Origin of the sequence: Microbacterium sp. (assembly GCF_039812165.1) — a bacterium.
GTDB lineage: Bacteria > Actinomycetota > Actinomycetes > Actinomycetales > Microbacteriaceae > Microbacterium.
In genome coordinates, this window is sequence record NZ_JBDIAB010000028.1 from 1 (window position 1) to 22,428 (window position 22,428).

The 22,428-nt window shown below is 72.5% G+C and carries 21 protein-coding genes; 9 read left to right on the forward strand and 12 right to left on the reverse strand.

From position 1 onward, the window contains the following. The coding region (locus WML84_RS04150; protein WP_347344879.1) for a siderophore-interacting protein at positions 1-754 on the forward strand (754 nt) is incomplete at its 5' end. Between the two features lie 29 nt (positions 755-783). On the opposite strand, the gene WML84_RS04155 is transcribed toward WML84_RS04150, so the two are convergent. Then, a complete protein-coding gene (locus WML84_RS04155; RefSeq protein WP_347344880.1) occupies positions 784-915 on the reverse strand; it encodes a hypothetical protein in 132 nt (43 codons plus the stop codon). Between the two features lie 200 nt (positions 916-1,115). Then, positions 1,116-1,592, reverse strand: coding sequence for a DUF1990 family protein (locus WML84_RS04160; protein ID WP_347344881.1), 477 nt, complete (start codon positions 1,590-1,592; stop codon positions 1,116-1,118). A gap of 191 nt (positions 1,593-1,783) precedes the next feature. Here WML84_RS04160 and WML84_RS04165 point away from each other — a divergent pair, with 191 nt between their 5' ends. The 8 genes from WML84_RS04165 to WML84_RS04200 all read left to right on the forward strand — a co-directional run bounded on the left by WML84_RS04165 (position 1,784) and on the right by WML84_RS04200 (position 10,151). Continuing rightward, on the forward strand, positions 1,784-2,584 hold the full coding sequence (locus WML84_RS04165) for an aquaporin (RefSeq protein ID WP_347344882.1): 801 nt from the start codon (positions 1,784-1,786) through the stop codon (positions 2,582-2,584). A 154-nt stretch (positions 2,585-2,738) separates the two neighbouring features. After that, on the forward strand, positions 2,739-4,466 hold the full coding sequence (locus tag WML84_RS04170; RefSeq protein ID WP_347344883.1) for an ABC transporter ATP-binding protein: 1,728 nt from the start codon (positions 2,739-2,741) through the stop codon (positions 4,464-4,466). Then, positions 4,463-6,487: an ABC transporter ATP-binding protein gene (locus WML84_RS04175; RefSeq protein ID WP_347344884.1), complete on the forward strand. Its 2,025-nt coding sequence runs from the start codon at positions 4,463-4,465 to the stop codon at positions 6,485-6,487. Before WML84_RS04170 ends, WML84_RS04175 begins: the two co-directional genes overlap by 4 nt. Next, positions 6,484-7,230 carry a DUF2510 domain-containing protein gene (locus tag WML84_RS04180; RefSeq protein WP_347344885.1) on the forward strand — a complete coding sequence of 249 codons (747 nt, stop codon included), beginning with the start codon at positions 6,484-6,486 and terminating at the stop codon, positions 7,228-7,230. Before WML84_RS04175 ends, WML84_RS04180 begins: the two co-directional genes overlap by 4 nt. Next, positions 7,227-8,021 carry a sulfite exporter TauE/SafE family protein gene (locus WML84_RS04185; protein WP_347344886.1) on the forward strand — a complete coding sequence of 265 codons (795 nt, stop codon included), beginning with the start codon at positions 7,227-7,229 and terminating at the stop codon, positions 8,019-8,021. The genes WML84_RS04180 and WML84_RS04185 overlap by 4 nt, the downstream gene beginning before the upstream one ends. 95 nt (positions 8,022-8,116) lie before the next feature. Next, a complete protein-coding gene (locus WML84_RS04190; RefSeq protein ID WP_347344887.1) occupies positions 8,117-8,563 on the forward strand; it encodes a MaoC family dehydratase N-terminal domain-containing protein in 447 nt (148 codons plus the stop codon). Beyond that, positions 8,560-9,015: a MaoC/PaaZ C-terminal domain-containing protein gene (locus WML84_RS04195; protein ID WP_347344888.1), complete on the forward strand. Its 456-nt coding sequence runs from the start codon at positions 8,560-8,562 to the stop codon at positions 9,013-9,015. Before WML84_RS04190 ends, WML84_RS04195 begins: the two co-directional genes overlap by 4 nt. Continuing rightward, positions 9,015-10,151 (forward strand): UDP-N-acetylmuramate dehydrogenase, encoded by a 1,137-nt coding sequence (locus WML84_RS04200; protein ID WP_347344889.1) that lies wholly within the window; start codon positions 9,015-9,017, stop codon positions 10,149-10,151. Before WML84_RS04195 ends, WML84_RS04200 begins: the two co-directional genes overlap by 1 nt. Positions 10,152-10,257: 106 nt before the next feature. Here WML84_RS04200 and WML84_RS04205 read toward each other — a convergent pair whose 3' ends face one another. From WML84_RS04205 to WML84_RS04250, 10 genes are all read right to left on the reverse strand, one after another. Beyond that, entirely contained in the window at positions 10,258-11,457 is a 1,200-nt protein-coding gene (locus tag WML84_RS04205; protein ID WP_347344890.1) for a pyridoxal phosphate-dependent aminotransferase, read from the reverse strand. Between the two features lie 29 nt (positions 11,458-11,486). Next, the gene (locus WML84_RS04210; RefSeq protein WP_347344891.1) at positions 11,487-12,368 is read right to left on the reverse strand and encodes a DUF1684 domain-containing protein; all 882 of its coding nucleotides are present in this window, start codon (positions 12,366-12,368) and stop codon (positions 11,487-11,489) included. A gap of 164 nt (positions 12,369-12,532) precedes the next feature. Beyond that, positions 12,533-13,648, reverse strand: a complete 1,116-nt coding sequence (locus WML84_RS04215) for an LLM class flavin-dependent oxidoreductase (RefSeq protein ID WP_347344892.1) — start codon at positions 13,646-13,648, stop codon at positions 12,533-12,535. Then, complete coding sequence (locus WML84_RS04220) at positions 13,645-14,784, reverse strand: LLM class flavin-dependent oxidoreductase (protein ID WP_347344893.1); 1,140 nt, start codon at positions 14,782-14,784, stop codon at positions 13,645-13,647. The genes WML84_RS04215 and WML84_RS04220 overlap by 4 nt, the downstream gene beginning before the upstream one ends. 78 nt (positions 14,785-14,862) lie before the next feature. After that, positions 14,863-16,521 (reverse strand): ABC transporter substrate-binding protein, encoded by a 1,659-nt coding sequence (locus tag WML84_RS04225; protein WP_347344894.1) that lies wholly within the window; start codon positions 16,519-16,521, stop codon positions 14,863-14,865. Positions 16,522-16,565: 44 nt separating this feature from the next. Beyond that, positions 16,566-18,197, reverse strand: a complete 1,632-nt coding sequence (locus WML84_RS04230; RefSeq protein ID WP_347344895.1) for an ABC transporter ATP-binding protein — start codon at positions 18,195-18,197, stop codon at positions 16,566-16,568. Then, positions 18,194-19,063, reverse strand: coding sequence for an ABC transporter permease (locus WML84_RS04235; protein WP_347344896.1), 870 nt, complete (start codon positions 19,061-19,063; stop codon positions 18,194-18,196). Before WML84_RS04235 ends, WML84_RS04230 begins: the two co-directional genes overlap by 4 nt. Then, entirely contained in the window at positions 19,060-20,076 is a 1,017-nt protein-coding gene (locus WML84_RS04240) for an ABC transporter permease (RefSeq protein WP_347344897.1), read from the reverse strand. The genes WML84_RS04235 and WML84_RS04240 overlap by 4 nt, the downstream gene beginning before the upstream one ends. Continuing rightward, complete coding sequence (locus WML84_RS04245) at positions 20,073-21,380, reverse strand: amidohydrolase (RefSeq protein ID WP_347344898.1); 1,308 nt, start codon at positions 21,378-21,380, stop codon at positions 20,073-20,075. The genes WML84_RS04240 and WML84_RS04245 overlap by 4 nt, the downstream gene beginning before the upstream one ends. Beyond that, a complete protein-coding gene (locus WML84_RS04250; RefSeq protein ID WP_347344899.1) occupies positions 21,377-22,309 on the reverse strand; it encodes an aldo/keto reductase in 933 nt (310 codons plus the stop codon). Before WML84_RS04250 ends, WML84_RS04245 begins: the two co-directional genes overlap by 4 nt. Between the last annotated feature and the right edge of the window lie 119 nt (positions 22,310-22,428).

The window sequence follows — 22,428 nt, forward strand, 5'->3', positions numbered from 1 at the left end:
CCCGCGTCCCGTCGTCGACCTCGAGGTGGTCTCGACCGAACGGCTGAGCCCGCACCTCGTGCGCGTGCGGCTGGGCGGCGCCGGCTTCGCGACGTTCGAGGACCGGCCCGAGACCGACAAGTACGCGAAGCTGAGGTTCACGACCCCCGCGCCGGAGTCGCGCCCCGTCACGCGCACCTACACGGTGCGGCGCGTCGACCACGAGGCGCAGACGCTCGACATCGAGTTCGTCGTGCACGGCGACGAGGGACTCGCCGGCCCGTGGGCCGCGACCGTGCAGCCCGGTGCACCGCTCAGCCTGTCCGGTCCGGGCGGCGGATACGCCCCCGACGCCGACGCGGACTGGTACCTGTTCGTGGGAGACCTCTCGGCCGTGCCGGCGATCGCTTCGGGGCTCGAGGCGCTTCCGGATGCCGCGACCGGCGTCGCGCTCATCGAGATCGAGTCGGAGGACGCCGTCCTCGACCTCGTCGCACCCGCGGGCGTCGACGTGCGCTGGATCGTCGACCCCGCCCACGAGACCGAGCGCCTCGCCGAGGCCGTCCGCGCCCTCGAGTGGCGGGACGGGCACGTCGACGTGTTCGCACACGGAGAGCGGGAGTCGACGAAGGCCCTCCGCCGCGTGCTGTTCGAGGAGCGGGGTCTCGCCCGGTCGCAGGTGTCGCTGTCGGGCTACTGGGCGCGCGGGCGCACGGAGGACCGCTTCCAGGCGGAGAAGCGCGAGCCGATCGGGCAGATCTTCCCGGCATCCTGAGCGAGCGAGATCGAGCCCGGTCCGCCGCCTCAGGCCGGCGGCGCGTCGGGGTCGAGGGTCTGGAGAGTGTCCTCCTCGACCTCGTTGTCTGCCGCGAGCTGCTCCTTGGTCGTGTCGTCGCCGCCGAGCGGCGTCGAGCCTTCGTCGTCCTTCTTGCGCATAGGACCATCATCCCTCGTCGGCAGGTCCCGGGGGCTGCGCTCCGCCGGGCAGCCAGGCTGGCGCAGATTGTCCGCTGGCCGTCGACGGCGACCAGACGCGCCAGGCGACGGAGGTCGGCCCGCGTTCCGACGCGTTCTGTCGCCGGGCCGCCTCCACGCGCGACGAGACGCGCCAGGTCGCCGATGGGCCCGGGCGGACGTCAGCGCAGGGCGCGCAGGTAGCGTCTCCTCGCCACGGCCTGCGCGACCCGCAGCAGCGGGTGCAGAGCGCGCCACGGCTGCCGCGCGGCGGGTGCGGTGAGCGAGCGGACGGTGAACAGGATGCCGTCGCCCGCGCGGTGCACGATGAAGGCCTCCTCGCCGCGCACCGGATGCCCGGGCAGCGCGCGGTACGCGAAGCCGACGCGGTCGGGCTCGTCGACCACCGCGACGACCCGGACCGGCTCGACGACCGCGAGGCCCAGCATTCGCGCGGTGACGCGGAGCTCCTGGCCGACGGCGACCGGACCGTCGGCCTCGACGCGGAAGCCGCTCGCGGTCTTGACGCGCCAGCGCAGCACGTCGTGCGCGACGCGTCGCCAGGTCTCGTCGCCGTGCCCGACGAGTGCGGTCGCCTCGTGGCGACGGAAGCCCGCGGGCGTCGGCGACACCCAGATCCCCTGCCCCGGATCGGTCACGTCGGCCTCCGCATGAGGCTCAGCGTAGGCGGTGCCCGTCGTCGTACCGCAGCCGACGGGTCGGTCACGACCGGGTTACAAGATGACGACGCGCGGAGCAACATAATCGCGGAAACTCCCAGCAAACGCGAAGATGTCGGAGTAACGGCATCCGGAGGGGGATGCCCTCGATGCCTCAAGAAGGAGATCCCATGTCCGATCCCAAGCCCGACGCGCCGATCCCACCGACGCCGCTCGACCACACGCCGGTCGCACCGTCGACCGCGGCCACTCTCGTCGCCGAGGCCTTCGGCACGTTCCTGCTCGTCCTCGGCGTCATCAGCACCGCCCTGTTCGCGGCGAACTTCGGCGCGAGCGACAACGGCACCTCGCTCGGCGTCGGCTTCGTCGGCGTCTCGCTCGCGGTCGGCCTGACCGTCGTGGCCGGCGCCTACGCGTTCGGCCCGATCTCCGGCGGCCACTTCAACCCCGCCGTGACCGTCGGCCTCGCCGCCGCCGGTCGCTTCCCGTGGAGCGGCGTGCTGGGCTACATCGTCGCGCAGGTCGTCGGCGGCCTCGTCGCGACGTCGCTCATCTTCCTCGTCGGCCTCTACGGCCCGGACGGCTGGCTGAGCGCCGCCCAGGAGGGCGGCTTCGCCAGCAACGGGTACGACGCCGGTTCGCCCGGCGGCTTCGGCATCGGCGGCGCGATCGTCGTCGAGGTGCTGTTCACCGCGATCTTCGTGATCGTGATCCTCGGCGTGACGCACTCGCGTCGCGGCAACCCGGCCTTCGCGGGCCTCGTGATCGGCCTCACGCTGACGCTGATCCACCTCGCGACGATCCCCGTCGACAACACGTCGGTCAACCCGGCCCGTTCGATCGCCACCGCCGTCTACGGCGGCGCGCTGCCGCTCGGCCAGCTGTGGGTGTTCATCGTGTTCCCGATCGTGGGTGCGCTGATCGCCGGCTTCTCGTACCGCGCGCTGTTCGACGGCGTCAAGAAGCCGTAGCACCGTTCGCACCCGGAGCCCGGCGATCCTCGGATCGCCGGGCTCCGTCGTCTTCCGTCGTTTCGCGGAGAGCGATCACGAGCGGCCCGGCCGGTCGGATGTCGGAGGCCTGGCGTTACGATGGACCGTTCCTTCGCCGACCCGGGAGACGCGCATGCTCGGAAGACTCCTCGTCCGGTACCTCCGGACCTACGGCTGGCTCCTGGTCGGCGTGCTGGTGTTCCAGTTCGCGTCGGCGCTGGCATCCCTCTACCTGCCCCGGCTGAACGCCGACATCATCGACCAGGGCGTCGCCCGCGGCGACACCGCCTACATCTGGTCGCACGGCGTGTTCATGCTCGTGATCGCGCTGGGGCAGATCGTCGCCTCGATCGTGGCGACCTACTTCGCGGCGCGCGCGGCGATGGGCGCCGGCCGCGACATCCGCCGCGACGTGTTCGAGAAGGTGAGCGGGTTCTCCGAGCGCGAGGTCTCGCACTTCGGCCCCGGCACGCTCATCACGCGCAACACGAACGACGTCCAGCAGGTGCAGATGCTCGCGATGATGGGCGCCACGATGCTCGTCACCGCGCCGCTCCTGGCGATCGGCGGCATCATCATGGCGCTGCAGCAGGACGTGGGGCTCAGCTGGCTCATCGGGGTCGCCGTGCCGGCGCTGCTGCTGGTCGGCGGGCTCATCATCGCCCGCATGGTGCCGCTGTTCCGCCAGTACCAGAGCAGGCTCGACAACGTGAACCGCATCATGCGGGAGCAGCTCACCGGCGTGCGGGTGGTGCGCGCCTTCGTGCGGGAGCGCATCGAAGAGGACCGCTTCCGGGGCGCCAACACCGACATCATGGTCATCGGCCGCAAGGTGGGGTCTCTGTTCGTGGTGCTGTTCCCGCTCGCGATGCTCATCCTCAACGTCACGGTCGTGGGCGTCATCTGGTTCGGTGGCATCCAGGTCGATGCCGGGAACGTCGAGATCGGCACGCTGTTCGCCTTCATGCAGTACGTGGGTCAGATCCTCATGGGCGTGCTCATGGCGACCTTCATGACGATCATGATCCCGCGCGCCGCCGTGTCGGCCGACCGCATCGGCGAGGTGCTCGACAGCACCGACGCGCTCACCCGCCCGAGCGACCCGGTCCGCACCTTCCCCGAGCGCGGCGCCGTCGAGTTCGACGACGTCTCGTTCACCTATCCGGGAGCCGAGGCGCCGGTGCTGTCCGGGCTCAGCTTCCGCGCGAACCCCGGCGAGACGGTCGCGATCGTCGGCTCGACCGGCTCGGGCAAGACGACGCTCGTGGGCCTCATCCCGCGGCTGTTCGACGTGACCTCCGGCACGGTCCGGGTGTCGGGCGTCGACGTGCGCCGCGCCGACCTCGACCTGCTGTGGCAGGGGATCGGCTACGTGCCGCAGCGGCCGTTCCTGTTCACCGGCACCGTGGCCTCGAACCTGCGCTTCGGGCGCGAGGAGGCCACCGACGACGAGCTGTGGCACGCGCTCGCGATCGCGCAGGGCCGCGACTTCGTCGCCGAGATGGAGGGCGGGCTGGATGCGCGCATCTCGCAGGGCGGCACGAACGTGTCGGGCGGCCAGCGGCAGCGGCTCTCGATCGCGCGCGCGATCGTGCACCGGCCCGACATCCTCGTCTTCGACGACTCGTTCTCGGCGCTCGACCTCGCGACCGACGCGCGGCTGAGACAGGCGCTGTGGCGAGAGCTGCCGGAGGTGACGAAGATCGTCGTCGCCCAGCGCGTGTCGACGATCACCGATGCCGATCGCATCGTCGTCCTCGACGACGGGCGCATGGTCGGCCTCGGCACCCACGACGAGCTGCTCGCCACGAACGAGACGTACCGCGAGATCGTCGAGTCGCAGCTGGGGGTGGACGCATGAGCGGCACGGAGGAGCTGACCGAGGACGAGCGTCTCGAGCTCGAGCTCGCCGAGCAGGCCCGCCTGAACTCGGGCGACTGGGACAGCGTCGCGCCGGGCAAGGCCGAGAACTTCGGCAGGAGCTTCGTGCGCATGGTGGGCCTCCTCGGCCCGCACAAGTGGGCGTTCGCCCTCGTCTCGCTCCTCGGCGCGATCGGCGTCGTGCTCGCCGTGATCGCGCCGAAGGTGCTCGGCGAGGCCACGAACATCATCTTCGAGGGCGTCGTGTCGTCCACGCTCGGCGCGCAGTTCCCGGCCGGCACGACGCAGGAGCAGGTCGTCCAGGCGCTGCGCGGCGCGGGCCAGGACGACCTCGCCAACATGGTCGCCGCGATGCAGAACTTCGCGGTGGGCTCGGGCGTCGACTTCGACCAGCTGCGCTGGGTCATCGTCGCGGTGCTCGCGATCTACGTGGTCTCGGCGCTCCTCACATGGGTCCAGGGCTACGTCATCAACGTCATCATGGTGCGCACGATGTGGCGCCTGCGCGAGGCGGTCGAGGCCAAGCTCAACCGCCTGCCGCTGTCGTACTTCGACCGCGTGCAGCGCGGCGAGCTCATCTCGCGCGTGACCAACGACATCGACAACATCACCCAGACGATGCAGCAGTCGCTGTCGGGAGCGCTCACGTCGGTGCTCACGGTGGTGGGCGTGCTCGTCATGATGTTCTCGATCTCGTGGCAGCTCGCGATCGTGGCACTCGTCGCGCTCCCGCTCATGGGCGTCATCTTCGGCGTCATCGGGCCGCGCTCGCAGAAGGCGTTCAGCATCCAGTGGCGCAAGGTCGGGCGCCTCAACGCCCGTGTCGAGGAGTCGTTCTCGGGCCACGCGCTGGTGCGCGTGTTCGGTCGCGAGGAGGACGCGCGGGCCAAGTTCCAGGTCGAGAACGAGGAGCTCTACCAGGCCTCGTTCAAGGCGCAGTTCCTCTCCGGCATCATCATGCCGGGCATGATGTTCGTCGGCAGCCTGACCTACGTGGGCATCGCCGTGCTGGGCGGCCTCATGGTGGCATCCGGGCAGCTCCGTCTCGGCGACGTGCAGGCCTTCATCCAGTACTCGCAGCAGTTCACGCAGCCGCTGTCGGAGCTCGGCGGCATGGCCGCCGTGGTGCAGTCGGGCACGGCCTCGGCCGAGCGCGTGTTCTCGCTCCTCGACGAGGACGAGCAGGAGCCGGATGCCGCCGACGCGCCGTCGCTCGTCGACGGCCCGGGCGTGATCGAGTTCGAGCACGTGAAGTTCTCGTACTCGCCCGAGAAGCCGCTCATCCACGACCTGTCGTTCCGGGTCGAGCCCGGCCAGACCGTCGCGATCGTCGGACCGACCGGCGCCGGCAAGACGACGCTCGTGAACCTGCTGATGCGGTTCTACGAGCTCGACGGCGGCCGCATCCTGCTCGACGGGCAGGACATCGCCGAGCTGACCCGCGACGACGTCCGCTCGCGCACCGGCATGGTGCTGCAGGATCCGTGGCTGTTCGCCGGCACGATCCGCGACAACATCCGCTACGGGCGCGAGTCGGCCACCGACGACGAGATCGTCGAGGCGGCGGTCGCCACGCGCGTCGACCGGTTCGTGCACTCCCTCCCCGACGGCTACGACACGGTCCTCGACGAGGATGCCGCGAACGTCTCCGCCGGCGAGAACCAGCTCATCACGATCGCCCGCGCCTTCGTGGCGCAGCCCGCGGTGCTCATCCTCGACGAGGCCACCAGCTCGGTCGACACGCGCACCGAGCTGCTGCTGCAGCACGCCATGTCGGCGCTGCGCGAGGGGCGCACGTCGTTCGTGATCGCGCACCGGCTCTCCACGATCCGCGACGCCGACCTCATCCTCGTGATGGAGCATGGCGATATCGTCGAGAAGGGCACGCACGACGAGCTCATCGCGGCCGAAGGCGCATACTGGCGCCTCTACCGCGCGCAGTTCGAGCAGGCCGCGACCGATGGCGAGGATCCGCAGGGATCGGAGGGGGAGCCCGCGTGACGACACCGCCGGGATGGTACGACGACGGTCACGGAGCCCAGCGGTGGTGGGACGGCCAGGGGTGGACCGAGCACGTCGCGCCCCCGGCGCCCGGCGCGGGTGCCCCGACGGCGTCGGCTCTGGCGGCTGACCCGGTCGGCTCGTACCCGGCCGCCGGCTCGCTCGGCGCGGCCGTCGCGGGCCAGACCGGCTCGCCGCAAGCCTCCGGCCCGTTCGGGACCGCTGCCGCGCAGGCGATGCCGTCCGGCGCAGCGGAGGGAGCGCCGAAGCGGCCGTTCCCGTTGTGGATCGTGTTCGTCGTCCTCGGCCTGTTGCTGGCCGGCCTCGTCGCCGCGGCGGCGATCTTCCTGCCCCGCCTGTTCTCGACGCTCGAGGCCGGGGGAGAGCACCAGGCCGCTGCGGTCGCCGCGGTGGAACGGTACGACCAGGCGTGGACGGACGCCGACTGCGACGCCTACTTCGCGACAACGACCGCCTCGTACCGCCAGGCGATGGGCATGACCGACTGTCGCGCGTTCGAGACCACGATGTCTGAGTTCCGCGACAGCACCGAGGGGTACACGCTCACGGTCACGGCGGTGCGCGACGACGGCGACGCCGTGATGGTGGAGACCACCGAGACCTACCGCAACCTGCTGGACGACGGATCCGGCGCGACGCCGACCGACGAGACCATCCACTACCGATACACGGTCATCTCCGGCGAGAGCGGGTGGGCGATCGACGGCGTGGAGGAGCAATGACCTCCTCCGAGCCCGCGGCCCGGACGCCGCGGACCATCCTGACCTGCGTGGGGATCGGTCTGGCGGCCGGCCTGCTGTCGGGTCTGTTCGGCGTGGGCGGCGGCACCGTCATCGTGCCGATGCTCGTGCTGCTGCTCGGCTTCGACCAGCGCCGCGCGGCGGGGACCTCGCTCGCGGCCATCGTGCCGATGGCGAGCGTCGGCGTGATCTCCTACGCGCTGCACGGCGCGGTCGCCTGGATCCCGGCGCTCATCCTCTCGGCCACGGCGGTCGTCGGCGCGCAGTTCGGCACGTGGCTGCTCGCGCGGATCTCCCAGCGCGCGCTGCGCTGGGGGTTCGTCGGATTCCTCGTCGCGGTCATCGTGATGCTGTTCGTCGTGATCCCGTCGCGAGATGCCGGGCTCGAGCTGACGTGGCTCACCGGCATCGGCCTGGCGCTCCTCGGCCTCGTCACCGGTGTGCTCGCGGGCCTCCTCGGCGTGGGCGGCGGCATCGTCGTCGTCCCGGCGCTCATGATCGTCTTCGGCGTGAGCGACCTGGTCGCCAAGGGCACGTCGCTGCTGATGATGATCCCCACGGCGATCTCGGGAACGGTCGGCAACCTCCGCCGTCGCAACGTCGACCTCGTCGTCGCCGTCGCGGTGGGCGCCTCCGCGTGCACGACGACGGCGCTCGGCGCGTGGCTGGCGACGCTGCTCGACCCGCTCACGGCGAACATCCTCTTCGCCGTGTTCCTCACCTACGTCGCGGTGCAGATGGCGCTCAAGGCGTCGTCGCGTCGCGGCCGGTGACCGGGCCCGACCCGTGGCGGGCACCGGGTCGTATCGCGGCCGCGGCCGCGCGGCGGCATCCGGATCGTGTCCGCTCCTCGGTTTAGGATCGGAGGGTGTCCGTGAACCCTGAGCTGGTCGATCGCGCGTTCCCGCCGACGGCCCCCTACCTGGTCGGACGCGAGAAGGTGCGCGAGTTCGCGCGCGCCGTCCTCGCGACCGATCCCCAGCACACCGACCCGGCCGCCGCACGCGCGCTCGGCTATGCCGACGTCGTCGCGCCGCCGACCTTCGCGATCGTCATCCAGGACGTCACGCTGCAGCAGCTGCTGTCCGAGCCCGACTCCGGCATCGCGCTCGAGCGCACCGTCCACGCCGAGCAGCGGTTCCAGTACACGAGGCCCATCGTCGCGGGCGACGAGCTGACCGCGCAGCTGCGGGTGGTCGGCATCCGTCCCTTCGGCAAGGGGGCGATGGTCACGAGCGAGGCCGTCATCACCGATGCCGCGGACGCGCACGTCGTCACCGCCACCTCGGTGCTGCTGATCGGAGGCGCCGAATGACCGCCACACCCACTCCCGACGCGTCGTCCGGAGCCGCCGAGCCCGTGGGCGCGGAGCTCACCGTCGGCGAGATCGTCGCCGAGCGCACCGTGCACCTCACGCGGGAGTCGCTCGTGCGCTACGCCGGGGCGTCCGGCGACTTCAACCCGATCCACTACCGCGACGACGTCGCCGAGCGCGTGGGGCTGCCGGGCGTGCTCGCGCACGGCATGCTCACGATGGGACTCTCGGTCGAGACCGTCGTGCCGTGGCTCGGAGACGTCGGCCGCATCGTCGAGTACGGCGTGCGCTTCACGCGGCCCGTGGTCGTCGACCCCGAGACGGGCGCCGACGTGCACGTGTCGGCGAAGGTGGGCGCCGTCGACGCCGAGACCGCGCGCATCGATCTGACCGTGACCCACGCCGACACGACGGTGCTGGGCAAGGCGCAGGTCCGCGTCCGCCTCGTCTGATGCCCGAGATCGCCCCGATCCCGCTCGCGCAGCTGACCACCCTGCGCACCGGCGCCGCACCCGCACGCATGGTCGACGCGTTCACGACCGACGAGCTCGTCGCCTCGTTGCGCGCGGTGTGGGCGGAGGGCGACCGCTGGTTCGTGCTGGGCGGCGGGTCGAACCTGTTCGTCGGCGACGAGCCGTTCGACGGCACGGTCGTGCGCATCCTCACCGAGGGCATCGAGCGGCTGGCATCCCCCCACGACGGACGGGCGCGCCTGCGCGTGCAGGCGGGCCACGACTGGGACGCGCTCGTCGCCTACACGGTCGACGAGGGGCTCGCCGGCATCGAGGCGATGTCGGGCATCCCCGGCACCGTCGGCGCGGCACCGGTGCAGAACGTGGGCGCCTACGGGCAGGAGATCGTGCAGACGCTCGTCGAGGTGGAGCTCCTCGACGAGTCCACCGGCGAGGTCTCGACCGTGCCCGCCGCCGAGCTGGGTCTCGGGTTCCGCACGTCGGTGCTCAAGCACCACCACGGGTCGGAGCCGCAGCGGCGCGCGGTCATCCTCTCGGTCACGCTCGACCTCGCCGAGGTGGGCCACGGCGAGCGGCCGATCGCGGGCGCGCAGTTGCGCGCGGCGCTCGGGCTCACGCCCGAGTCGACGGTGACGCTGCGCTGGGTGCGCGACCACGTGCTCGAGACGCGCCGTCGCAAGGGCATGGTCCTGGATGCCGCCGACCCCGACACCGCGTCGGCCGGCTCCTTCTTCCAGAACGCCGTGGTGTCGCCGGACTTCGCGGCGACCCTGCCGCCGGAGTGCCCGAGGTGGCCCGTGACGCCCGACCTCGACACCCCGGTCGTGATCCCGCTCGCCGCCTACGACGGCCTGGCGCCGGCGCCGACGGTGGCGCGCCCCGAGGTGAAGGTGAGCGCCGGCTGGCTCATCGAGCACGCCGGCGTGCACAAGGGCTTCCGTCTGCCGCGGTCACGCGCGTCGGTGTCGACGAAGCACGCGCTCGCCCTGACCAACCGGGGAGGGGCGAGCGCGACCGAGCTCGCCGAGCTCGCGCGCTTCATCCAGGGCCGCGTGCTGTCGGAGTTCGGCCTGATCCTGCAGCCCGAGCCCGTGCTCGTCGGCGTCGAGCTGTAGTCCCGGCATCCCGCCGCTCTGCCGAGTCACTGCCCGGGCGCTCGCTCACTGCGTCCCCGCACAGTGACCCGCAGCCAGCGCAGTGACTCGCGGGAGAGTGCGGGCGTCAGGCGAACAGCTCCTGCAGGCGCTGGACGCCCTCGAGCAGCTGGTCGTCGCCGAGCGCATACGACAGACGCAGGTAGCCGCTCGGGCCGAACGCCTCGCCGGGCACGACCGCGACCTCGACCTGGTCGAGGATGAGGTCGGCGAGCTCCAGCGACGTGGTCGGCGTGACCCCGCGCCACTCGCGGCCGAGGAGGCCGCGGACGTCGGGGTACACGTAGAACGCGCCGAGCGGGTTCGGGACGGTCACGCCCTCGATCTTCGCGAGCTCGGCGACGATGAGCTTCCGGCGACGGTCGAACGCCTGCCGCATCTGCTCGGCCTCGTCCTGCGGGCCGGTGAGGGCTGCGAGGGCCGCGCGCTGGGCGATGTTGTTGACGTTCGAGCTGAGGTGCGACTGGAGGTTCGCGGCGAGCTTGATCGCGTCGGCGGGGCCGACCATCCAGCCCACGCGCCAGCCCGTCATCGCGTAGGTCTTCGCGACGCCGTTGACGAGGATCGTCTGGCCGGCGAGCTCGGGCACGGCCTCGACGATCGACTCCGCGCGGGCGCCCTCGTAGGTGAGGTTCTGGTAGATCTCGTCGCTGATCACCCAGATGCCGTGCTCCAGGGCCCACTGGCCGATCGCACGCGTCTCCTCGGGGGTGTAGACCGAGCCGGTCGGGTTCGACGGCGACACGAAGACGAGCACCGTGGTGCGGTCGGTGCGCGCCGCCTCGAGCTGCTCGACGGTGACCTTGTAGTCCTGGTCGGCGCCGGCGAAGACCTCGACCGCGACGCCGTCGGCCAGCGCGATCGCCTCCGGATAGGTCGTCCAGTACGGCGCCGGCAGCAGCACCTCGTCGCCCGGGTTCACGACCGTCTGGAACGCCTGGTAGACAGCCTGCTTGCCGCCATTGGTGACGACGACCTGGCCGGGCGAGACCTCCAGGCCCGAGTCGCGCAGCGTCTTCGCGGCGATCGCCTCGCGCAGCACCGGCAGGCCGACGGCCGGGGTGTAGCGGAAGTTCGCCGGGCTCGCGAGCGCCTCGGCCGCGGCATCCACGACGAACTGCGGCGTCGCGAAGTCGGGCTCGCCGGCCGCGTACGAGATCACCGGACGTCCGGCCGCCTGCAGCGCCTTGGCCTTGGCGTCGACCTTGAGGGTCGCCGACTCGGCGATCGCGGAGAGCTTGCGGGAGAGGGGAGCGCGTTCGGTCACGTGTACGAGCGTAGTCGGCGCGGGCGCGGTCAGGCGTCCGCGCGCACCGGTGTGCGCTCGCCCGCGCGCACCGCCACGTCGAGTCGGTTGCCGGGCGGCGGCAGCGGGCACACGTAGTGGTCGCTGAAGGAGCACGGCGGCAGGATCGCGCGCGTGAAGTCGACCGTCGTGCGCCCCTCCTCGTCGGGCAGCGGCACGCGCAGGAAGCGGAACCGGAACGTCTCGACGCCGTTCGTCGCGTCGCCGAAGACGACCGACAGCGCGTCGGCGAGCACCGTCGCCGTGAGCCGCGTCGGGATGCCGTCGAGCTCGAACTCGAGGGTCCCGGTGCGCTGCTGCACCGAACGGTGCCCGTCGATGTGGTCGAAGCCGACCGGCTCGTCGCGCGGCGTGAAGGTCGCCTCGCGCACCCACGCCCGATCGGGTGCGTACGCGTCGATGCGCTGCAGCCGCACCCGGCCCGGCGTGTGCGGGTCGAGGATGCGCAGCGCCGGGATGCCGTCGCGCACGAACGCGCGCAGCAGCACGTCGCCCGCGCGGAGCTCCTCGCCTCCGGCGAGCGCGACGGCGTCGCCGACCGGTGCGCCGCCCGCGTCGGTGTAGCCGGAGCCGTCGAGCCCGGTGGCGACGACACGGGCGCCGTCGGCGCGCCAGCGCCCGGCGATGCCGTCGACCTTCTGCTCCTGCGTCGAGAGCCACACCGTGTCGGCGAGGGCGGCGGTGCCGTGCGGCGCCGACACGGTCGCCCAGCGGGCCTCGTGCCAGGCATCCCACGCGCGGCGCCACTCCGAGGCCTCCTCCGGAGTGGTCCCGGCCACCTGGGGCGCCTCCTCCGCGGTCGCCCGGGTCGTCGCCTCGGCCTCCGGGGTCGTCGCCTGCAGCCCCGAGTCACTGGCCTCCGTCCGAGTCACTGTGCTGGTGGGCAGTGACTCGTCAGCAGAGGAGTGACTCGGCGATGAACTCGGCGCGAGGGCAGGCGCAGCGGCCGGGGCCGGGGCGGAGGCCGGGGCCGGGACCGGGGTAGGCGCGGAGGCCGAGGCCGGGGCCGGGGCGGAGGCCGGGGCCGTCGAGCGGGTCATGCGCCGACCTCCACGGGGGTCGCGAGACCGAGCTCCTCGCGCGCGGCGCGCCAGCGCGGCTCGACGAGGGGCACGACCTCCTCGATCAGGATGCGGGCCTTCTCGGCGGTCTCGTCGATCGTGTGGGTCACCGGGTGGATGCCGAGCACGAGCTCGTCGGTCAGAGCGATCGTCGGGTCGGCCAACAGGTCGTCGGCGAGGGCCTCGGCGTCGCCCCACGCGAAGTTGTCCGACAGCAGCTGGTCGGCACGGCTCTGCGTCAGGTCGGTGCGGCCGATCTGCCCCGCGTACTCGTTCCAGCGCGCCGCCGCGTCGCCCGCCTCGGCGAGCGCCTGCGCGGTGGTGGCGCCGGGGAACGTGCTGCGCGACGTGATGACGTACGGGGTGCGCTCGGCGCCCCACGTCTCGGCGAACACGCGACGATACTCGCGCACCGACGCGGCCTGCCGCTCCTGGAAGCCCGCGCGCGCCGCCGGCGTGCGCTCCGGACCGTTGCCGAAGCGCTCCAGGATCAGCCCGATGCCGCTGCGGGCGGCGTAGCGGATCGTGTCGATGTTCGAGCTGCCGACGAACTCGCGGCCGACGAGCGCCTCGTTCTCGGGCCAGATGGACGCCGTGCCGCCCTCGACGCGGCTTCCCGCGAGGGCCCAGTTGAGCGTGTCGATCTTCTCCTCGAAGTTGCGGTCGCGGTCGGGCTTCCACGCCTCGAAGACGTGGAACGAGTCGCTCGGCACGCCCTTGCCGAGGCCGAGCAGCACGCGGCCGTGCGAGAGGTGGTCGAGCACCGACACCTCCTCGGCGGCGCGCACGGCGTCGTCGAGCACGATCGGGAGGACCGCGGTTCCCAGGGCGATGCGGCTCGTGCTGATCGCCGCCGCTCCGAGGAACGTGTACGGCGAGGGGAGCGCCGCCCACCCGGAGAAGAAGTGGCGCGTCGCGATCCAGGCGCTGTCGTAGCCGAGCTGCTCGAGCTGCTGGATCAGCCGCACGTTGTCGCGGTAGACGGTCGTGACGTCCGCGTGCTGGTCGAGGTGCGTGATGAAGCCCACGCGCAGCCGCGTGCCGATCTCGCTCGTGCCGAGCGGGTCGAGGGTGGACGGCGTCGTGGTCATGAGGAAACCTCCACGGTCTCGCGCACGGCATCCCGTTCGGGTCGCGCGCCGCGGACATCGGGCTCGGCGATCGTCGAGCTGTAGGGCTGGAGCGGGGCGGGGAGCGGACGCTCGGGGATGCCGCGATCGACCCACGGCTGCGACGTGTCGACCGCATCGGCCTGCAGGCCCGGCAGCTCGTCGGCGAACAGCTCGATGGCCTCGAGCACGTGCGCCTGCGCGACGTGCGGGCCGTGGAACTGGATCGCGGTCTGCTCGGTGCCGCCGAACTGCGCGGTCCAGTCCCAGATCTTGTCGGCGACCTCGGACGCGGTGCCGACGGCGAAGCTGAGCTTCTCGGCGATGTCGTCGAACGAGGCGCTGTCGGGGCCGCCGCGCCAGTCGGTGCGCAGGTAGATCGCGGCGTACTCGCGCAGGAACTCGGTGGCGCGCTCGCGGGCGAGCGCCCGCGTGGGCGCCACGAGGCCCGAGCGCAAGTGGAGCACCTCTCCGCCGGGCACCGCGGCGCGGTACTCGGCGTTGATGCGCAGGCGCTCGGCGAGCGGCAGCGGGCGGGGGATCATGAGGCGGAACCCGTGGCGGCTCGCGAGCGGGATGGCGTTGCGACCCGCGGCCGTCCACACGAGATCCCGCGCGGGGCGGCCCGCGGGCGGCGAGATCTCCACGTCGGAGAACGAGTAGTGCTCGCCGTCGAAGTCGACGACACCGCGGTCGGCGGCCTGCACGAGGATCTCGTGGATCTCCGCGGCGCGGGCCGAGGCATCCGGCAGCGTGAAGCCCCAGATGCGGGCGAACTCGTCGTTCGCGATGCCGGTGCCGACGCCGAGGTCGAGGCGTCCGCCCGAGAGGGCGTCGACGAGGAACGCCTGCTCGGCGAGGCGGATCGGGTGGTAGAACGGCGCGCACACGATCGACGTGCCGAGCCGGATGCGGCTGGTCACGGCGCTCAGGCGCGCGAAGAAGGTGAGCGGCTCGGGCACCTCGCCGCGGCTGCGGAAGTGGTGCTCGGTGACCCACACGCCGTGATAGCCGAGCTGGTCGCCGAGGACGACCTGCTCTTCGAGGTCGCGGTACAGCCGCGCCGGGGACTGTCCGGGCGAGACGTCGCCATACGAGAAGAGATCGATGCGGGGCACGGAGGGGGCCTTTCCTGCGGGGGATGAGGGAACGGATGCCGGTGGGGGCGGACGAGCGCGCCCGCGCCCACCGGTGCGTCAGTCGGACAGCCAGACGTCGAAGAACGAGTCGGTGTAGCCCACCGCGTCGAACTTCCAGCCGTGGACCGCGGGGGTGACGCCGACGATCTTCTTCGGGATGTACAGCGGCACCGCGAAGCCCTCGTCGAGGATCCGGTTCTGCGCCGCGTGCGCGGCCTCGATGCGGGCGTCGGGGTCGAGGCTCGTGGAGATGATCCCGTACGCCTCGTCGAGGGCCGGGTCGCTCAGCAGGCCGTAGTTGATGCCCGATCCGCCGTTGCTCGACGGGATCGCCCGCGTCCAGAACGGCACGACGCTCGTGCCGACGTCGGCGAAGCCGCGCGAGGCGTCGGCGAGGTTGTGCTCGCCCTTGGCGAGCTCGGCGGTGAACGACGACGTGTCGAACGGCGTGCGGACGACCTCGAAGCCGGCATCCTTCAGCGACGACGCGATCGCCTCGCCCAGCTGCTGGCGCTGGTCGGTCTGCACGTAGAGGCTGTCGACGTACCAGTCGACGTGCAGGCGCTGCCCGTCCTTGACGCGGTAGCCCTCGCTGTCGACCTCGTCGTAGCCGGCCTTCTCGAGGAGCGCGGTGGCCTCGTCGAGGTCGTAGCCCCACGAGTCGACGAGCGACTCGTCGAACGAGCCCTTCGGCGGGGTGTCGGGGAGCGTCGTCGACCAGGCCTTCTCGTAGACGCCGGCGTAGACGCCCTTGAGGAGGCCGTCGATGTCGATCGCCTCGCGGAAGGCGAGCCGCACGTTCTTGTCGTCGAACGGTGGGCGGTTGGGGTTCAGCGCCAGGTAGTACGGCGTGCCGGTGTTGTCCTTCGTGAGCACCTCGTCGCCCGCGGCCTCGACCTCGGGGATGTTCAGCGGCGGCACCTGGTCGATCGCGTCGGCCTGGTCGGACGTGAGCGCGCCGATGCGCGCCTGCGGCTCGGGCACGAACTGGATGACGACCTCGTCGAGGTACGCGGGACCGGTGTGGTCCCACGTCTCCGGCGCCCAGTCGTAGTCGTCGTTGCGCTCGAGGACGAGCGAGCTGCCCTTCGTGTACTTCGCGACCTTGAAGGGTCCCGTGCCGATCGACAGGGTGGGGTCGGCGCTGAGCTCGGCCGGAGAGTGCGCCGACAGCACCGCGCCGGAGTAGATCGGCCAGTGCGGCGTCGAGAGCGCGTGGATGAACGCGGCGTTCGGCCGCGACAGCGTGACGGCCAGGGTGTGCTCGTCGACGACCTCGGTGCTCGCGATGCCGGTGCTGACCGTCGCGAGGTCGGGCTCGCCCAGCGGACGGTCGAGGTTCTGCTTCAGCACGGCCGCGTCGAACGGCGTGCCGTCGTGGAACGTGACGCCCTCGCGCAGCGTGAACGTGTAGGTCAGTCCGTCGTCGCTGATCTCCCAGTCGGTGGCGAGGTTCGGCTGGTAGCCGCCGTCCTCGTCTTGGGCGATGAGCGTGTCGAAGATCGAGCTGTTGATCGAGTTCGCGCCGAGGCTGGGGATGCGCTGGCCGTCCCACACCGGCGGCTCGGCGCCGGCGAGGTAGGTGAGCGTGCCGCCGGACTGCGGCTCGCCGCCGGCGTCGGAGGGGGAGGGACTGCCCGAGCCGCCCGCGCACGAGGCGAGCGTGAGGCTCGTCGCGAGCGCGAGGGCGGTCAGGGCGATTCGTGAGGTTCGCATGGCTGGGTTCCTTGGATCGGGAGGAAGTCGGGTGGGATCGGGTGTCAGAGGACCGGGATGGCCCCGATGAGCTCGCGGGTGTAGGGATGCTGGGGCGAACAGAAGACGTCTTCGGTGCGGCCCCGTTCGACGATGCGCCCGTGCCGCATGACGACCACGTCGTCGGTGACGTGGCGGATCACCCCCAGATCGTGGGAGATGAACAGCAGGCTGACCGCGAGCTGGCGCTGCATGTCGCCGAGGAGGTCGAGCACCTGGGCCTGGATCGAGACGTCGAGCGCCGAGACCGGCTCGTCGCACACGAGGATGTCGGGCTCGGTGGCCAGCGCCCGCGAGATCGCGACGCGCTGGCGCTGCCCGCCGGACAGCTCGAGCGGATGCCGCGACAGCACCGCCGGGCCCAGACCGACCTGCTCGAGCAGGTGCGCGGCGCGGTCGCGACGCTCGCCGCGGGGCACGCGGACGGTCGCGAGCGCCTCGGTGAGGAGGCCCTCGACGTGGTCCCGGGGGTCGAACGAGCCGAGCGGATCCTGCGAGATGAACTGGATCGAGTGCCGCAGGCGTCGGCGGCGGCGCTCGGGCAGCGTCGACCAGGGCCGTCCGTGCAGGCGGACCTCGCCGGCATCCGGCGTCAGCAGCCCGAGGGCGATGCTCGCGGTGGTCGACTTGCCCGACCCCGACTCGCCGACGATGCCGAGGGTCGCGCCGCGCGGCAGCGTGAACGAGACGTCGTCGAGCACACGCGTGAGCCCGCCGCCGGGGCGCGGGTAGTGCATCGTGAGGCCGGTCGCCTCGAGCGCGGGGGTGTCCGACACGGCCTCGTTGCGCGGGCGCGGCGCCCGGTCGAACACGGCTACCGGCTGGCGCGACAGGCGCGTGCCGCGGGAGGTGGCGGAGGGCACGGCGGCGAGGAGCTCGCGCGTGTACTCGTGCCGCGGGAAGCGCAGCACCTCGTCGGCGGTGCCGCGCTCGACGACCTCGCCCTCGCGCAGGATGATGATCTCGTCGGCGAGCGAGGCGACGACGGCGAGGTCGTGGCTGATGAGGAGCAGTCCGGTGCCGCCGCGGCGCAGTTCGGCCAGCAGCGCGAGCACCTGCGCCTGCACCGTCACGTCGAGGGCCGTCGTGGGCTCGTCGGCGACGAGCACGGCGGGCGAGCCGGCGACGGCGCTGGCGATGAGGGCGCGCTGGCGGAGACCGCCGGAGAGCTCGTGCGGGTACTGCGCGGCGCGGAGCTCGGGCTCGGGCACGCCGACCTGGGCGAGGAGCTCGATCGCGCGCTCGCGGCGCTCGGCGCGCGCGGTCCTCTCGTGCACGCGCAGCGTGTCGGACACCTGCGGGCCCACAGGCACGAGCGGGTCGAGCGAGACCAGCGCGTCCTGCAGCACGAGCCCGACGTCGCGGCCGCGCACCTCGCGCCACTGCGCGGGCGTGAGAGCGCGCAGGTCGCGGCCGCGCAGCGAGAGCTCGCCGGCGGTGACCGTCGCGCCGGGGCCGGTGAGGCCGAGGAGGCTCCGCCCCGTGACCGACTTGCCCGAGCCGGACTCGCCCACGAGCGCGACGCAGCGGCCCGGCTCGAGGTCGAAGCCGATGTCGCGCACGGCGGTGACGTCGCCGAACCGCCCGGTGCCGAACCGGACACTGAGGTCGCGCACGCGCAGGAGCGGGTCGGTCATAGCGAGCTCCTCTTGGAGACGTAGCGCTGCTGCGCCCAGCGGCCCGCCGCGGTGATCGAGACGACCGTGACGGTGATGAGCAGGCCCGGCCAGATCGCGAGCGCCGGCGCGATGGAGAGGTACTGGCGCGCCTCGGCGAGCATGAGGCCCCACTCCGGGGTCGGCGGGATGGCGCCGAGGCCGAGGAAGCTCAGCGCGGCGCCGAAGATGATGCTGACGCCCACGCCGAGCACGGCGTTGACGAGCACCGGACCGAGGCTGTTGGGGACGACGTGACGCAGGACGAGGCGCGCCGGGTGCAGGCCCAGCGTCACGCCGCTGGCGACGTAGCCCGACCCGCGCACCTGCAGCACCTGCGCGCGGACGAGGCGTGCCGACCCGGGGATGCGGCCGAGCCCGACGGCCCAGATGACGCTCGCCTGGCCGGGGCCCAGCACGGTGATCGCGATGAGCGCGACGAGCACCTCGGGGAAGGCGAGCAGGATGTCGAGCGCGCGGGTCACGACGCGGTCGACGACGCCGCGCGAGTAGCCGGCGACGACGCCGAGGACGATGCCGCCGACGAGCCCGATGAGGGTCGCCCCGACTCCGAGCGAGATCGAGTACCAGGCGCCGTGGACGATGCGCGAGTACAGGTCGCGGCCCAGCTGGTCGGTGCCGAGCAGGTGCTCCGCACTGGGCGGTGCGAAGGCGTTGGCCGGGCTGCTCGTGTACGGGTCCTGCGAGGTGAACAGGCCCGGCGCGACGGCGGCGACCAGGAGCAGGACGACGACGGCGAGCGCGACGAGCACGCCGACCGGCGGGAGCCGGCGCGCGAACCGGGAGGGCGTCGTGCGAGAGGTGCGGGACGGGGCGGCGACGGTCATCGGGCGCCCTTCAGTCGCGGGTCGAGCACGGGGTAGAGGAGGTCGACGATCGTGTTGATCACGATGAAGAAGAACGCGGCGACGATGACGAAGCCGAGGACGACGGGGATGTCGCGGTCCTGCAGCGCCATGACCGCGAGCCGACCGACGCCGGGGCGCGCGAACAGGGTCTCGATGACGGCCGTGCCGCTCAGCAGCGACCCGAAGATGACGCTCGAGAGGGTGAGGGCGGGAAGGCTCGCGTGCCGCAGCACGTGGCGGGCGCGCACGTCGCCCTCGCCGAGGCCGCGCGCGCGCAGCGTGGTGACGAACGGCTCGTGCAGCGTGTGCTCCATGCGCTCGCGCAGCACCTGGGTGAGCACGCCGATGAGCGGCACGGCGAGGGTCACGACCGGGAGCACGAGGCTCGCCGGGTTGTCGGCGCCGAAGGCGGGGAACCAGTGCAGGCCGAACGAGAACGCGGTCATGAGGAGGATGCCGAGCCAGAACGACGGCACCGACACCGCGACGAGCTCGAGTCCCTGGGCGAGGAGGCGCGCGTTCTTGCGGCGGCCGCTCGTGGCGAGGGCGAGGAGGATCGACACCGTGACGGCGAGGAGCATCGCCCACACGGTGAGCTCGATCGTGGGACCCAGCTCGCCGAGGATGACCTCGGTGACGGGCGTGCCGCGCTGGTAGCTGGTGCCGAGGTCGCCGCGCGCGACCCCGGCCAGGTACGTGAAGTACTGCACGATGACCGGTTGGTCGAGTCCGTAGTGCGCGGCGATCTGCGCGCGGATCTCGGGGGTGGCGTCCTGGATGCCGGCGAGGAGCTTGTCGAGCGGGTCGCCCGGGATCAGCTGCAGCGCGATGAACGTGAGCGTCGCCGCCGCCCACAGCACCAGGACGATGTCGAACAGCGTGCGGCCGACCGTGCGCAGCACGCGCGTGTGGCGGCGACGGCCGGTGCGCTCGGTCACGCGCGTGGTGGCGGCGGTCGAGAACGCCTCGACGGTCGCGGTGTCGGCGGTCACGCCTCCCACCTCCGCGAGCCGCCGGCGGCGGCGAACTCGGCCGCGACGGCCTCGCGCAGCCCGCCGTCGGCAAGGAAGTCCACCGCGGTGCCGGCGAGGGCGATCGCGGCATCCGCCATCGCGTCGAACGCGGGCGGCTCGACCGTGCTGTCGGCGAAGTCGGCGTTGTGCGGCAGCACGCCCTCGGCGGCGCCCAGCCCCAGGGCGGGGTGGATCGCCGGCACGAACCAGCTGACGTTGCCCATGTCGGTCGACGGGCCGCCCTGGCGCGGGGCGACCGGCTCGAGCGGGGCGATGCGCCCGCGGCCGGCGAGGGCGGCCGCGAAGCGCTTGTTCAGCTCGACGTTCGGTCGCAGCGGAAGGTAGGCGGGCTCGAAGTCCACCTCGACCTCGGCGCGCGTGCCGGTGGACAGCGCCGCCGCCTCGAGGATGTCGACGACGCGGTCGGTGAGCACCGAGAGGGTGTCGAGCTCGGTGGAGCGCACCAGGAACACGGCCGACGCCCGCTCCGGCACGATGTTCGCGGCGGCGCCGCCGTCGGTGATGACGCCGTGGATGCGGTCGACCGGCAGGATGTGCTGGCGCAGCTGTGCGATGGACTGGTAGGCGGTCACGACGGCATCCAGCGCGTTCAGACCGAGGTAGGGGCTCAGCGCGGCGTGCCCCGCGCGACCGTGATAGGTGACGCGCACGCGGCGCACGCCGCTCGTGCCGCCGCCGCCGTAGATGGGGCTGACGTCGGAGCCGACCGACGGGTGCACCATGCCGGCGGCGTCGACGTCGTCGAAGCCGCCCGCGCGGATGATGAGCTCCTTGCCGCCGCCGCTCTCCTCGGCGGGAGCGCCGATGAGCGTGAGCCGGGCGTCGGGCACGAGGTCGGTGGCGGCGAGGTAGGCGCCCACGGCGACGGCCGCGATGATGTTGTGGCCGCACGCGTGCCCGATGCCGGGGAGCGCGTCGTACTCCGCGACGATCGCGAAGTGCGGGCCGCTCGTGCCGCTCGTCGCGCGGAACGACGTGGGCAGGCCGTGCGCGCCGCGCTCGACGCGGGCGCCGTGCCGCTCGAGCAGCAGCGCGACCTGCTCGGCGCTGCGCACCTCCTCGAAGGCCACCTCCGGGTGCGCGTACAGGTCGCGTGCGAGCTCGACGAGCTCGGGGCGCAGCCGCTCGACGCGCTCGGCGATGCGTGCGTGCGCCTCGTCGCCGGCGCCGGCGAACGGCGAGTGCCGGTCGCGCACCTCGCCCGCGGCGGTGCGGCGGGCGTCGAAGGCGGTGTAGACCTCGAGCGGGTCGGTGCCGGTCATGCGTCCTCCCGCGGCTCGCTGGGGTCGAACCGCACGCCGGCGAGCTCGCGCGCGACGACGTCGTCGATGCGCGCGAGCGCGTCGACGGGGAGCCGGACGCCGGACGCCGCGACGTTGCCGGCCAGATGCCGAGTGGAGCGCGAGCCGACGACCGCGAGGCCGTTCGGCAGGGTCGTGAAGATCCACGCGAGGGCCAGCTCGGCCGTCGAGACGTCGAGGTCGGCGGCGATCGGGGCGAGCGCGGCGAACAGCCGGGCGTGGCGCTCATGCGACAGGCCGCGTCCGATGAGCGGCCAGTAGGCGACGAACGGGATGCCGCGCTCGTCGAGCGTCCGCGCGATCACGGCGTTGTCGCGCGCGACGAGGTTGTAGAGGCTCTGCACGGCGGCCAGGCGCGGCTCGAGCGCGAGCACCTCGTCGAGCTGGGCCGCGGTCGGCTCGCTCACGCCGAGACGGGCGATGAGGCCCTGGTCGCGGAGGTCCTGCAGCGCGCCGAGCTGGTCGGCCAGCGGATAGGCCGGGTCGATGCGGTGCAGGTACAGCAGGTCGATGCGCTCGCGGCGCAGCCGCAGGAGGCTCGAGTAGACCTGCTGACGCAGGTAGTTCGGGTGGCCGAGCACGTCCCACGTGCGTGGCCCGGCGCGCAGCATGCCGACCTTCGTGGCCACGAGGACGTCGTCGGCGTCGCCGAGGGTCTCGCCGATGATCGTCTCGCTGACCCCGGGGCCGAGCGCGTCGGCGGTGTCGAAGTAGTCGACGCCGGCATCCCGCGCCGCGCGCACGAGGGCGCGCGACCGCTCCGGGTCGACGGGGCGACCCCATCCGTCGCCCGCGGTGAGGCGCGCCGCGCCGAAGCCGACGCGGACGACGTCGCGTCCGGCGAGCGCGAGGCGCGCCGACACGGCCAGGGAAGCGGGGGAGGAGGTCATGGGAAGCCTTGGTCTTCGGGAGGGGACGTTGCCACCCAACCGCATGCGCCCGCCCGACTCGAACCGAGCCCGTAACGAAGCGGCGGCGCCCGCAACACGACGTCATACGGCGTCATGGA